At 34.5% G+C, this 12992-nt stretch carries 13 protein-coding genes; 6 read left to right on the top strand and 7 right to left on the bottom strand.

The window, feature by feature from the left end:
- A complete protein-coding gene (locus tag FOL89_RS09915; protein ID WP_144282643.1) occupies positions 1–951 on the bottom strand; it encodes a bifunctional metallophosphatase/5'-nucleotidase in 951 nt (316 codons plus the stop codon).
- Positions 951–1706, bottom strand: a complete 756-nt coding sequence (locus FOL89_RS09920; RefSeq protein ID WP_144282644.1) for a 5'-nucleotidase C-terminal domain-containing protein — start codon at positions 1704–1706, stop codon at positions 951–953. The genes FOL89_RS09915 and FOL89_RS09920 overlap by 1 nt, the downstream gene beginning before the upstream one ends.
- A 108-nt stretch (positions 1707–1814) precedes the next feature.
- Between FOL89_RS09920 and dapA the strand changes: the two genes are divergently transcribed.
- From dapA to FOL89_RS09940, 4 genes are all read left to right on the top strand, one after another.
- Positions 1815–2687 carry a 4-hydroxy-tetrahydrodipicolinate synthase gene (gene dapA, locus FOL89_RS09925; RefSeq protein WP_144282645.1) on the top strand — a complete coding sequence of 291 codons (873 nt, stop codon included), beginning with the start codon at positions 1815–1817 and terminating at the stop codon, positions 2685–2687.
- A gap of 149 nt (positions 2688–2836) precedes the next feature.
- Positions 2837–3334 carry a GNAT family N-acetyltransferase gene (locus FOL89_RS09930; RefSeq protein ID WP_144282646.1) on the top strand — a complete coding sequence of 166 codons (498 nt, stop codon included), beginning with the start codon at positions 2837–2839 and terminating at the stop codon, positions 3332–3334.
- 52 nt (positions 3335–3386) lie between these two features.
- The gene (locus FOL89_RS09935; protein ID WP_144282647.1) at positions 3387–3611 is read left to right on the top strand and encodes a hypothetical protein; all 225 of its coding nucleotides are present in this window, start codon (positions 3387–3389) and stop codon (positions 3609–3611) included.
- Positions 3593–3892 (top strand): type II toxin-antitoxin system RelE/ParE family toxin, encoded by a 300-nt coding sequence (locus tag FOL89_RS09940; RefSeq protein ID WP_144282648.1) that lies wholly within the window; start codon positions 3593–3595, stop codon positions 3890–3892. Before FOL89_RS09935 ends, FOL89_RS09940 begins: the two co-directional genes overlap by 19 nt.
- An 11-nt stretch (positions 3893–3903) precedes the next feature.
- Here the strand turns inward: FOL89_RS09940 and recG are convergent, their stop codons facing one another.
- The 5 genes from recG to FOL89_RS09965 form a co-directional block, all read right to left on the bottom strand.
- Positions 3904–6045: an ATP-dependent DNA helicase RecG gene (recG, locus tag FOL89_RS09945; protein ID WP_144282649.1), complete on the bottom strand. Its 2142-nt coding sequence runs from the start codon at positions 6043–6045 to the stop codon at positions 3904–3906.
- Positions 6046–6152: 107 nt separating this feature from the next.
- A complete protein-coding gene (locus FOL89_RS09950) occupies positions 6153–6686 on the bottom strand; it encodes a thioredoxin family protein (protein ID WP_144282650.1) in 534 nt (177 codons plus the stop codon).
- A gap of 21 nt (positions 6687–6707) precedes the next feature.
- Positions 6708–8219, bottom strand: coding sequence for a peptide MFS transporter (locus tag FOL89_RS09955; RefSeq protein ID WP_144282651.1), 1512 nt, complete (start codon positions 8217–8219; stop codon positions 6708–6710).
- A 101-nt stretch (positions 8220–8320) separates the two neighbouring features.
- The gene (locus FOL89_RS09960; protein WP_144282652.1) at positions 8321–10042 is read right to left on the bottom strand and encodes a peptide MFS transporter; all 1722 of its coding nucleotides are present in this window, start codon (positions 10040–10042) and stop codon (positions 8321–8323) included.
- 119 nt (positions 10043–10161) lie between these two features.
- Positions 10162–11814, bottom strand: coding sequence for a peptide MFS transporter (locus FOL89_RS09965; protein WP_144282653.1), 1653 nt, complete (start codon positions 11812–11814; stop codon positions 10162–10164).
- A gap of 229 nt (positions 11815–12043) precedes the next feature.
- Between FOL89_RS09965 and gcvH the strand changes: the two genes are divergently transcribed.
- The gene (gcvH, locus tag FOL89_RS09970) at positions 12044–12421 is read left to right on the top strand and encodes a glycine cleavage system protein GcvH (RefSeq protein ID WP_144282654.1); all 378 of its coding nucleotides are present in this window, start codon (positions 12044–12046) and stop codon (positions 12419–12421) included.
- Positions 12366–12773: a VanZ family protein gene (locus tag FOL89_RS09975; RefSeq protein ID WP_185146960.1), complete on the top strand. Its 408-nt coding sequence runs from the start codon at positions 12366–12368 to the stop codon at positions 12771–12773. Before gcvH ends, FOL89_RS09975 begins: the two co-directional genes overlap by 56 nt.
- Positions 12774–12992 lie beyond the last annotated feature (219 nt).

The following is a 12992-nucleotide window of genomic DNA, read 5'->3' on the forward strand; positions in this document are numbered from 1 at the left end:
TTATACGGTTATGCTGCTGTCGATTGCCTGATTATTCCAGGAAATCTGTTGTATATTTTTACTTGAATCAAAAAAGAAATCTATTCTGCCCAGAAGAAGTCCTGCCCATCCAACCTGGTTTACCAGAACATTTTTGCCCGCTCTGTTGGTGAAATTTTGAGGCTCCGGCAAAAACGTATGAGTATGGCCTCCCAAAATAAGATCAATATTTTCTGTTTTTGAAGCCAAAATTTTATCGCTGATTTTTTCAGGCTCATCTTTATAATCATATCCGATATGGGATAAGCAAATAACCAGATCGCATTTTTTTTCGTTCTTCAGAAAATTAGAATAATGCTGTGCGACATCAATAGGATCATTCCAGATGGTTTCTCCGTATTGTTTTTTTCCTACCAATCCTTCGAGCTGAATTCCTACCCCGAAGATTCCTACCTTTATTCCGTCTTTGTTAAAAATTTTATAGGCTGAAGTTTTTCCGTCTAAAATAGTATTTTTAAAATCATAATTAGAACAAATGAACGGGAATTTAGCATTAGGCAAAACCTTCAAAAATCCGTCCAGACCATTATCAAAATCATGATTTCCCATCGTAGAAGCATCATATTTCATCATCGACATGAGTTTAAATTCCAGCTCACCTCCAAAAAAATTAAAATAAGGTGTCCCTTGGAAAATATCTCCGGAATCAAGCAGCAAAGTATTGCTTTCTTCGTTTCTTATCTTCTGAATCAAGCTTGCTCTTCTTGCAAATCCACCTTGATTAGGATTTCGTGTATAACTGGAATCAAATGGTTCTATTCTGCTGTGCTGATCGTTGGTATGAAGAATAGTCAGTTTTCTGGAAGAGTTTAAAGACTGCAGGTTCAGACCTTCTGCCATCATCAGATTCGGAGCTAAAGTCATTGCTATAGTTCCGCCGGTAACCGTTTTTAAAAAGCTTTTTCTGTTCATTATTTTTTACCGATAAAATTTAAACGGATCTCTTCCTGAGGATTGATTTCCTGATTTTTCTTAAAATATTCTATGAAAAGATCTCTCAGTTTAATCCCCGTCGGAATCATTTCACCTGCACTGAAAAACTTCATGTTGTCCCCTCCTAAAGCAAGATAATCGGAAGTGGCTATGTAATAAATATTTGATTGATCTACCTCTTTTCCATTAATAAGTGCTTTTGAAAATACACCGTTGTTGGTCTCTATATAAAGATGAGAAACAGGATTATTTTTTTGAGTTTTTACATAATAATCAAAAAGTCCCTGCAAGTCCGAACCTTTCATTTTCATGATGATGACTTCATTTTCAAAAGGCATTACTTCAAAAACATTCTTGAGGAGGATGTCGCCTTTTCCTATGGTTGTACGGATGCCTCCGATGTTGATCAACGCAGCATCAATATTTTTTCCGATGTTTTTGATTGCCCATTCATTGGTTCCGTCAAAAGTATAATCTGCCAGAAGATTTCCAAGATTACTGTTGTCACCTTCTTTAGTAAGATCTACAACAGTATGGGAGATTTTCTGGTTCATTTCCTGGTTGAGCTTATCAGTATAAGGTTCAATAAACCGGACAAACTTTTCGTCTGACTTTATTTCGTTATTGATAGAAATGTTTTTTCGGGTGTTCACATCTGCAACCTGCCAAGATGCAGTTTTGCAGGCAGTGAGAGAGACCAGAGCAATTCCTATGAATAAGAATTTATTTTGCATAATCATTTTACTATATGCAAATATAATTATATGTATAATAAAACATGATTAATTATTGCAAATTCTTGACTTAATTGATTAAATTTGGCAATAATAATTTTTTAACAGATGAGCATTTTAAAAGGAGTAGGTGTTGCTTTGGTAACGCCCTTTAATGAAGATTTATCCGTTGATTTTGACAGTCTAACAAAACTTGTGGACTATAATATCGAAAACGGAACCAATTATTTAGTTGTTTTGGGAACTACAGCGGAAGCTGCAACGCTTTCTTCTGATGAAAAGAAACAGGTTATAGATTACATCATTAAGGCCAACAATAAACGTGTACCGTTGGTTTTAGGAATCGGCGGGAACAATACGCTTGAAGTTAAAAAACAAATTGAAGAAACAGATATTTCAGATTTTACAGCGGTTTTATCGGTGTCTCCTTATTATAACAAACCGAATCAGGAAGGGCTTTATCAGCATTATAAAGCTTTGGCTTCCACAGGAAAAAATATTATCATTTATAATGTTCCGTCAAGAACAGGACAAAATATCGAAGCAGAAACTACATTGCGTTTAGCAAAGGAATTTCCGAATTTATTCCTAATCAAAGAAGCAGCACCGAATATTCTTCAGTACTTTGATATTTTAAGAAAAAAACCTGAAGGTTTTAATCTGGTTTCGGGAGATGATGAGTTTACCCTTCCGGTTACTTTGGCAGGTGGAGCAGGAGTGATTTCCGTAATCGGACAGGCATATCCCAAAGAATTTTCCACAATGGTTCAGTTGGCTTTCGATAAAAAAGTAGATGAAGCATACGAAATTCATAATAAATTGGTTGAAATTACCAGATTGATTTTTGCGGAAGGAAATCCTTGCGGAATTAAAGCTGTTTTAGCAGAAAAAGGAATTGTTAAAAATTATTTGCGACTTCCTTTGGTTAAAGCTTCAGAGGGACTTTATGCTAAAATTAAAGCTGAAATGGCGAACATCTAAAAGGTGAATTGTCAATACATCAATGGCGAATTTTTAATTGATAAATAAAATTAAAGTGAGAAGTGTAAAACTTTTCACTTTTTTAATCTATAGCTTTTAATGCATAAGTCATAAATATTTTGATTAATCGTGAATCAATCTTATCAGTAATGAAACTAATCAAAGCAACCGAAAAAAACATACCATTAATCCAAGATTTAGCAAAAAGATCTTGGGAAAATGCCTATGCAGAAATTCTTTCACAAGAGCAGATGAAGTATATGCTTGAAAATATGTATTCTGAGATTGAAATTTCGGCACATCTTGGAAATTCTAATTATCATTATTATCTTATTTTTGATGAAAAGACAAATGATTACGACGGATTTATAGGTTTTGAACATCATTACGAAGAAAATACGACCAAACTTCACCGGATTTATCTCGTTCCCAAAAGTAAAGGAAAAGGCTTAGGCAAAAAAACGCTTGAATTTCTCAACGAAAAAGTAAAAGAAAGTGGTGATAACAGAGTTATTCTAAATGTGAATAAACATAATTCAGCACAGAAATTCTACGAATCTCAAGGATATAAAGTGTATGATGAAGGCGTTTTTGATATTGGAAATGGCTTTGTGATGGATGATTTTTTAATGGAGATATTGTTGTAAGATATAATTGTGTATACTAAATTTTGTAAATTTGAATTAAATTTCACAAGAAATGAATGCTGCTGAAATAAAATTAGAGTTAATTAATAGGATTGCTAACTTGAAAGACACGAAAATTATAGACGAAATTAAAAATCTTCTGGATTTCGAGCAGGATACTGATGTCTACCAATTAGATGATGTGCAAAACGTAAGGCTTTTAAATGCTCAAAATGATGAAGTCTTGAGTGAAGATGAAGCTAATAATCAAATTGAAAAATGGCTTCAAGAAAGGTAATCTGGACCAAGGAAGCCAATATTGAAAGAAAAGATATTCTTGAGTTTTGGATTGATAATAATAAATCTAAAACATACAGCATTAAACTGAATAAGCTTTTGATCAAGTCTATCAAGCAGCTCGCTGAAAACCCGATGATTGGTCGAGAGACAAGTTTAAGGAACGTTAGAGTTAAAATCATTTCAAATTACTTACTTTTCTATCAATTTGATGATGTTCAGATAAAAGTTTTATCTGTTTGGGACGGACGAAGAAACCGGAAGACAAATAAATTTTTCTGATTTATTGAGGTTTACGAAATCTTACTCCACTTATTTTTCCCTTTATAATTCTGAAGATAATAATTTTTAATAATCTGGTGGTCAGTTCGTGATAAATGAGGATCGGATTCCAGAATCTTTTCAACCAGACTTTTTGTCGTTTTAATGATTTGTGCATCATTGACAAGATCAAGTTTTTTAAAATCAACAACGCCACTTTGCTGGGTTCCCAAAATATCGCCCGGACCACGCAACTGCATATCAACCTCCGAAATTTTAAAACCGTCATTGGTTTCTGTCATGGTTTTGATTCTTGTGCGGCTTTCTTTTGATAGTTTATCAGATGTCATCAAAATACAGTAGCTCTGTTCAGCACCTCTTCCGACACGACCGCGAAGTTGATGAAGCTGTGAAAGTCCGAATCTTTCTGCACTTTCAATCACCATTACTGAAGCATTCGGAACATTTACACCGACTTCAATCACGGTTGTTGCGACCATAATCTGCGATTTCCCAGATGCAAAATAATTCATGGCAGCATCTTTTTCATCAGGTTTCATTTTCCCGTGAAGCATTGTTACATTGTAATTGGAGAAATTATCTATAATGTTTTCTAAACCTTCCATTAGATTTTTGTAATCCAAAGTTTCAGATTCTTCAATCAAAGGATAAACGAAATAGATTTGTCTTCCTTTCCGAATTTCTTCGTGACAGAATTGATAGACATAAGCGCGGTCTTTTTCTCTCCGGTGAGCGGTAATAATGGCTTTTCTTCCAACGGGTAGTTCATCAATCACAGAAACATCCAGATCAGAATAAAAACTCATGGCCAAAGTTCTGGGAATCGGAGTGGCGGTCATCACCAAAATATGTGGAGGAATTTTATTTTTAGCCCAAAGTTTTGCCCTTTGAGCGACACCAAACCGATGCTGTTCGTCAATAACTGCCAATCCGAGATTTTTGAATTTTACTTTATCTTCCAAAACCGCATGAGTCCCGATTAAAATTGACAGTTCTCCGTTTTCAAGCTCCTCATGAATGATTTTTCTTACAGAAGCTTTTACTGACCCAGTTAAAAGGCTCACTTTGATAGGAGTATTTTTCAGTAAATCTTTAATTCCATTATAATGCTGTTGAGCCAGAATTTCTGTAGGTGCCATCAGACAGCTCTGAAAGCCGTTATCCATGGCAATAAGCATCGTCAATAAAGCAACCATCGTTTTTCCCGAACCAACATCGCCTTGTAAAAGCCGATTCATCTGAATTGCTTTTTTCATATCCATCCTGATTTCTTTTAATACTCTTTTCTGGGCATTAGTAAGATCAAAGGGAAGATGATTTTCGTAAAATTCTGTAAAATAATCACCTACAATAGGAAACGGATTTCCAATGGACTGTGTTTTATGATGAAGCTTTTTAAGACCATAACCAAGCTGAAAGAAAAAGGACTCCTCAAATTTCAGACGGTTATCTGATTTCTCAAAATGCTGCTGATCTTTTGGAAAGTGAATATTGAGAAAAGTATGCTGTCTTGATAAAAATTGATAATGACGAATCATATATTCCGGAAGGTTTTCCTGAATCAGAGCCGGAATTTCTCTGCATATATTTTTTAAAACATTCTGGAAAAACTTTTGGTTTAAACCTCGTTTGCTTAGTTTTTCCGAACTTGGATAAATGGGTCTTAATCTGCTTTCGGTTTCTTTATTTTCTTCAGCTTCAATTTCAGGATGTGGCATTGAAAACTGATTGCTGAAAACATTTATTTTTCCGAAAATATAGACTTCTCTATTAATGGGAATCTGCTCTTTCAGCCACTTGGAATATTGGAACCAGACCAAATCCATCGTTCCGGTATGATCGTTAAATTTTGCAGAAAGTCTTTTGGTTTTTCCAGTCTGAATTTCTTTTACAGAAGTGATTTTACCTTTCAGCTGAACTTCAATATTGCTTTCCTGCAGCATTGATACGGTAAAAACTTTACTTTTATCAATATACCGGATCGGATAAAAATGAAGAAAATCTTCCACGATAGAAATTCCCAACACGTTTTTGATGAGTTTGGCTCGTTCAGGACCGATTCCTTTCACAAATTCTATGGGAGTTTCTAAAGTCAGAAATTTATTTTTGAGGCACGAATTTCGGGAAAATTTAGAAATAAAAAAAGCTTTCATTTTTGAAAGCTCAGGTTTATTTAAAACAAAAGATACAGACTTATTTAATTGCTCATTTCTTTCAAATTTTTAACTAAAAAAACTGAAATTAGATACTAAAAACCTTTTTATTCTTTTATTTTAGACTTAAATTTTTTCTGATAATCTTCCCAGTCCTCTCGGGTTTTAATTTTTTTATACATATCAGTTGAGATAAATGAAAGGTAAGGTTCCAGTTCTTTAGCAGACAGCTCACCTTGCAAAATCGTGATCGGATTGCCGTTTTCTTCTAAAAAAACCGTACTCGGAACAGCATTTACGTTCATATACTGGGTAAATTCATGCAGAGAATTTCGTCCTCTTTTTTGCGAAGTGTTTTCATTGGAAAATTTTCTCCCGAATATTTCGATCGTTTTTTTATCTTCGGCATTGAATTTTACAGGGTAATAATTTTCATTCAGATATTCATAGATGATGGGATGTCCGTAAGTTTTTTTCTCCATAATCTTACACGGACCGCACCAATCTGCATAAAAATCAATAAGAATCTTTTTAGGCTGGGTTTTTTGTGCTTCGAGAGCTTCTTCAATAGTCATCCACTTTACCTGTGAAAAGGCAAAAACAGATTGAATAAAGAATATAATCGCAAAAATTTTTTTCATAATTGTTTTAATATTAAATCATTAACGTACTTCCTGCATCAGTTTTTTTACAAATGGAGATATCAAAATAAGTACCACTCCTGCAATCACGGCATATAATCCCAATTGTTTGTAACCTTCGGTATACGTTATTAATGCATCATAGTTGGTAGAGTTTTTATCTGCTTTTGCTAATCCGGCTCCGATTATTCCGGCAACATACTGCCCATAAGCTGAGGCGAGAAACCATAATCCCATCATCATTCCCTGAAGATTTTTTGTTGAAAGCTTGGTCATAATAGATAATCCTATAGGAGAGAGACATAATTCTCCTAAAGTGATGATCAGTAAAGCCAGAGTGAAGAAGTTTAATGAAGTTATTCCTTGAAGATCAGCAAATAATCTTGTCGCAAATAAAATATAATATCCCAGTCCCAAAAATATAAACCCTAAACCAAACTTAATAATCGTATTGGGTTCTATTTTCTTTTTACTGAGCCAAATCCAAAATAACCCGATCAAAGGAGCTAAAAATATAATGAAAAATGCTCCGGCAGAATTGTTGACCCCATTAGGATCCAGATTGAGCAGGTCTTTGTTGAGGTTTTTAGCGGCAAAAATGCTTAATGAGCCTCCGCTTTGTTCGTAAATTCCCCAAAAAACAATAGAAAATAAAATGAAAATAAGCGCCGCCCAAAGTTTTTTGCGTTCTGATTCGGTTACTTTAGACATTTCATAGAACAGGTAGATCAAAGTTAAAGGTCCAACGATCCACATAAAATAATCTGTATATTCAGGGACAGATACCATTTTCATAATTAATGGAATAAAAATTAAGGATAAAATATATGTTCCATATTCTTTCCATTTCGGCATTTTTCCTGATTTTCCTTCGGCTAAGACTTCCAAGGGCTGCAATCCGATGTTTCCCAAACTTTTTTGGGTAAAAACAAAATTAATCAAACTAATAACCATCACAATTGCTGCTAAACCAAAAGCTACGTTCCATCTTATGTTTTGAGAAATCATATCTCCGAAAAGCTCACCTTTACCAATGGCAATACACAAATATCCGCCCAATAAAGCTCCAAGATTGATTCCTGCATAAAACAGAGAAAATCCCGCATCTGCTCTGGAGTCATTCGGCTTGTAGAGTTGCCCGACCATTGAGGAAATATTTGGCTTAAAAAAACCTGTACCCACTACCGTAAAAGAAATTCCTAAAAAGAAATACTCATGAGGATCTGTTGCTAAAATTAAGCTTCCGATAATCATCAAAAGTCCGCCCCAGAAAAGAGATTTTCTGAATCCGAGAATCTTATCGGCGAATAATCCTCCGATAAAGGTAAAAGCATACACAAAAGCCTGAGTTGCGCCATATTGTAAATTGGCTTTCTCATCATCAAATTTCAATTGAGAAATCATGAAAAACACCAGCATTCCGCGCATTCCGTAGAAGCAGAACCGTTCCCACATTTCAGAGAAAAAGAGACTCCAGATCTGTTTTGGATATTTTCCTTTAAAATTTTGTATTTCGTCGAGGGTGAGGTTCATAATTATATATTATTTAATAGTTTTGATTTAATTTACAATCTACTAATGTATAAAAAAACCTCTGAAAAATCAGAGGTTTAGTAATTATTTGTTTGCATAGTCTAATTTACACCGTGCATCATTTTTTTCAAAATTGGTGAAATTAACGCTAAAATTACGGCAGCTATCCCGCAAAGAACAACAAATACCATAAAGAATTCGAATAGATTGTGAATTTCAAAACCTACAAAAGTTGGGTTTTCTAATGGTAACTGTGCTTTTTCAAATGCGGCAACCTGATCAGCATTTAAGGTTACTTTTTTATCCAAAACTTCCTGTAAATTAACACCTAATTCCTCTGCTTTTTTATATTTATCTCCCGTTGCTGGAATTAATGCTCCTAATGATCCTGCTAGTGCATAACCTGCAGCATTCGAAATAAAGAATACACCATATAGCAATGATGAAAATCTTTTTGGTGCTAATTTTCCGACAAGAGATAATCCAATTGGAGATAGACAAAGTTCTCCACACGTTTGGATGAAGTATAATAACATCAGCCATTTGATTGCCAGTAATCCTGAATTGCCAAGATCTTTTACATTATGTGCAATAATAAAATAACTTAGAGCAATTAAAGCAAGACCAATTGCTTGCTTCATAGGTGAAACAGGTTCTTTGCCTTTTGCACGTAATTTATCCCATGATAAACTGAATGGAACGGCTAATAGAACCACAAAGATTCCATTAAATATCTGAACCATTGAAGGAGGCATATTCCATCCAAAAATATCTCTATCTGTTTGATTGTCTGCAATGAAGGTTAATGACGAACCGGCCTGCTCGAAGGCTGCCCAAAAGAAAATAATAAAAAATGAAACAATGTAAATTACCCAGATTCTTTGTCTTTCGATTCTATTTTCGGCAGAAGACATAATTAAAAATGCCAAAGAAATACCTGCTGCATAAATAAATGGATAAATAATTCCTTTAATTAATTGACCCATTTCAACAGAGTCAAATCCAAACTGACCTACCAGTAAATATCTGAATACAAAAAATAATGCTATAAAAAGAATACCTGTAATTCCTAATGCACTGCTAGAAAACTTAGCTGTCTGAGTTTCTCCTTCTTCAAAATCTTCACTTGTATTGTTTTTTGGTAACCCTCCAATTGGTCTTCCTTCGGGAGTTACTACATATTTATTTTTTAGTATAAGAAATGTTATTGTTCCAATTACCATGGCAATTGAAGCAGCGAGGAATCCCCATTTAAAAGCAAAAATATCTCTTACTCCTGTTGTAGAATCTTTTACATCACCCAAATAAGGGCAGATAAACTGTCCCAAAAAAGCACCGATATTAATCCCCATATAGAAAATCGTAAATGCTGAATCAAGCTTAGATTTTTCCTGTTTAGGATAAAGACTCCCAACCATTGAAGATATATTCGGCTTAAAAAAGCCGTTACCAAAAATGATAATAAACAAAGCCAGCCACATAAACATTTTAGCACTGTCGATATTTCCGGAGAATGTAGATGCACTGATAAACAATAAAAATTGTCCGATCGCCATTAGTGACCCGCCGATGAGAATTGCATTTCTGTTTCCGATGTACTTATCGGCGATAAACCCACCCATAAGCGGAGTAAGATAGCATAATGCTAAAAAACCCCCATAGATGATTGCTGCATCTGCTTCTCTGATTAGTAAAGAATTTACCATAAACAGAGTGAGCAGAGCCCTCATTCCATAAAAGTTGAAACGCTCCCACATCTCTGTTCCGAAAAGTACCCATAATCCTTTAGGATGCCTAGTCTTCGACTGAACTGCTGTATCCATATATACTTGTTAAATTTTTGTTAAGATTGACAAATATAGTTTTTTTTGGGTTTTCGGCAAGTTTTAAAATAAAAAAACCGCAGAATTGACTGCGGTTTTGTGATCGTAAAGTTAAATTTTTAATTAACTCCCTTTTCTTTCATGATTTTATTAAGTCTTTTCAGTATCGAAAGTCCAAGTAATGTTGCCAAAAGAAGTAAGCCAAAATTAACAATGAAGAAATTAGCTTTGTTGTCATAATCATACCAAAAGCTTGCTAAAACTCCGGAAAGTTTGTTTCCGATTGATGTTGAAAGAAAAAATCCACCCATCATTAAAGCTGTAATTCTCGGTGGAGAAAGCTTTGATACCAAAGAAAGACCCATTGGTGACAGACAAAGTTCTCCTACGGTAATCACTCCATACGCTGCAACAAGCCATAAAGCCGATACTTTTACCAAGCCGTTTTGTCCGGCATAAACGGCTCCAACCATTACCAGACACGATAATGCTGAAATGAATAATCCTAAAACAATTTTTGACGGCGTACTTGGTTCTTTACCCTTCCTTCTAAGCATCATAAAAAAAGCTACAACGAGAGGCGTCAGTACAATGACCCAGCCAGGATTGATTGATTGAAATAGCTCTGTATTGTATAAACTGACCTGCTGCGAAGGATTGGCTTCGAGCTTAGCTTTTTCTTCCGAAGAAATGTTTCTGAAATAAATATCTTTTCCCTGTTCTTTTAACGCTTTCCCGTTTTCGTCTTTTTTCACTTGAAACTGATCGTCATATACTGAGACTTCCTGATCTTTGTAATCTTTTATATCCACTAAATAAATGGATTCCAATGGTTTTTCAAGGGGTGCAGGGATTGTTCTGTCGGTATAATTTTTTGCCCATCTTGTTAAAGCTGTTCCGTTTTGTTTAAAAACTGCCCAAAACATTAAGCTTACGGCAAAAATAGCCAATAAGGCTCCGATAGGTTTTTTATCCTCTGAGTTGGCTTTCACATAAAGCATTACATAAAAATAAATAACAGGAACGCAGGCGAAAATAAATGCATCTGTACTATCACTTCCAAAAATGTTGTAAGGAATAAACCATCCAATCAGTCCGAAAACTACTGCAGGTAAGAATACTTTAACCAAAACATCAGAGATTTTGGTATCGCCTTCCTGTGCAGGTTTCAGAATATTAGCCTGAAGAATATGGTGTCTGCCGATCGTAAAAACCAATAGACCAACAAACATTCCTATTCCGGCAGTCATAAATGCAGGTCCCCATCCGTACTTGTTTCGCATAAAAGCAGCAATAATATTGCAGATAAAAGCACCGATATTGATTCCCATGTAGAAAATATTGTAACCGGAATCTTTATTGGCTTTATAAGGTTCCTCATTGTACAAATTACCCAAAAGCGTAGAAATGCTGGGTTTAAAAAATCCATTTCCAATAATAATTAAAGCAAGCGAAGTATAAAACAGCGGAAGTTCTTTAAAAAGTCCGATTCCCAAGTAACCCAGTCCCATCAAAAATCCACCAATATAAATTGCTTTTACATATCCCAAGACCCGGTCTGCAAGAAATCCGCCAAGAAATGGAGTGAGATAAGTCAGCGCAATAAAAGTTCCGAAAATATCATCGGCATTTTTGTCATCAAAGGCTAAGCCTCCTTTCTCGCTGTCAATCATATACAAAACAAAAATTCCGAGAATCAGGTAATATCCGAAACGCTCCCACATTTCCGTAAAAAACAGATAGGGTAGACCTTTTGGGTGTTTAGTTTTCATAATGTTTTAATTCATTTTTTCCAAAAATAGGTTTTTAAATTCAATTGATGAAATTAAGGCGGTTTTGAAAATAATATCATTGGAGTTTTACCGGATAAATAATATGAAGTAAGTGGAATTACAAAGCAGGAATTATATTTTTCTATCATATGATAATCATAACTTGTTTAAAATTTTCTTTGAGTATATCTCTATTTTGAATAAATTTGTCAACATTAAAAAATAGAAAATGAATACACCATCAGAATTAAAGTACACCAAAGATCATGAGTGGATCAAGATAGAAGGAAATGTTGCTACTATTGGGATTACAGACTTTGCACAGGGAGAATTGGGAGATATTGTTTATGTAGATGTAGATACAGTAGATGATGAGATCAATGGGGGAGATGTTTTCGGAAGTGTTGAGGCGGTAAAGACAGTATCAGATTTATTCTTGCCGATTTCAGGAAAAGTAATAGAATTTAATTCTGCTCTGGAAGATCAGCCGGAACTTTTAAACTCAGACCCTTACGGACAAGGTTGGATCATCAAGTTGGAAATAGCCGATGATGCAGATCAGTCAGAATTGCTTTCTGCAGAAGAATATCAGGAAGTCATTGGATAAAATTTCAAACATATTCATAAAGATACTGCCCATATATTGGGCATTTCTTACATATATGCTTTTACGTCCGGGCGTAGAAAATCACGAATATTGGTTTATGTTTTCCGGAATAGATAAAGTTTTACATCTAAGTATTTTTGCTGCTTTAGGTTTTTGTTTTATAGCAGCATTTCCGAGGATAAAGTTCTCCTACTTTTTACAGATTCTTCTTATCTATGCATTTCTTACTGAAATTCTTCAGGAAAAAATGCAGATGGGGAGATCTATGGAAACCTTAGATATTGTAGCAGATACTATCGGTTGTTTGGTAGGATATTATACATATAAGGAGCTGGTAAAACGATTTTTGTAAGAACTCATATATACTATTATATAATGTCTCTGAATTTTCAGGGACATTTTTCGTTTAAAGATGAATTTTTTCCAGGATCCATATACCACTTTCCTCTATATCTTTTTCGCCAGCTCTTTTTTAAAATAAAATCCTTTTCAGAAAAATGATGTCTTTTCCATGGGTCTAAGGTATTTTTATGTCCTTTTCTTTTCCTTTTTGCTTTTTTTTTAAATTTTT

This window comes from Chryseobacterium echinoideorum (assembly GCF_007474535.1).
GTDB classification, from domain to species: Bacteria; Bacteroidota; Bacteroidia; order Flavobacteriales; family Weeksellaceae; genus Chryseobacterium; species Chryseobacterium echinoideorum.

Bases quoted from the DNA above. Each gene is read 5' to 3' on its own strand.
- FOL89_RS09960 (WP_144282652.1), bottom strand. From the start codon at position 10,042: ATGGATACAGCAGTTCAGTCGAAGACTAGGCATCCTAAAGGATTATGG.
- FOL89_RS09935 (WP_144282647.1), top strand. From the start codon at position 3,387: ATGAATGCTGCTGAAATAAAATTAGAGTTAATTAATAGGATTGCTAAC.
- recG (WP_144282649.1), bottom strand. From the start codon at position 6,045: ATGAAAGCTTTTTTTATTTCTAAATTTTCCCGAAATTCGTGCCTCAAA.
- FOL89_RS09950 (WP_144282650.1), bottom strand. From the start codon at position 6,686: ATGAAAAAAATTTTTGCGATTATATTCTTTATTCAATCTGTTTTTGCC.
- FOL89_RS09915 (WP_144282643.1), bottom strand. From the start codon at position 951: ATGAACAGAAAAAGCTTTTTAAAAACGGTTACCGGCGGAACTATAGCA.
- FOL89_RS09920 (WP_144282644.1), bottom strand. From the start codon at position 1,706: ATGCAAAATAAATTCTTATTCATAGGAATTGCTCTGGTCTCTCTCACT.
- FOL89_RS09930 (WP_144282646.1), top strand. From the start codon at position 2,837: ATGAAACTAATCAAAGCAACCGAAAAAAACATACCATTAATCCAAGAT.
- gcvH (WP_144282654.1), top strand. From the start codon at position 12,044: ATGAATACACCATCAGAATTAAAGTACACCAAAGATCATGAGTGGATC.
- FOL89_RS09975 (WP_185146960.1), top strand. From the start codon at position 12,366: ATGCAGATCAGTCAGAATTGCTTTCTGCAGAAGAATATCAGGAAGTCA.
- FOL89_RS09965 (WP_144282653.1), bottom strand. From the start codon at position 11,814: ATGAAAACTAAACACCCAAAAGGTCTACCCTATCTGTTTTTTACGGAA.
- FOL89_RS09940 (WP_144282648.1), top strand. From the start codon at position 3,593: ATGGCTTCAAGAAAGGTAATCTGGACCAAGGAAGCCAATATTGAAAGA.
- FOL89_RS09955 (WP_144282651.1), bottom strand. From the start codon at position 8,219: ATGAACCTCACCCTCGACGAAATACAAAATTTTAAAGGAAAATATCCA.
- dapA (WP_144282645.1), top strand. From the start codon at position 1,815: ATGAGCATTTTAAAAGGAGTAGGTGTTGCTTTGGTAACGCCCTTTAAT.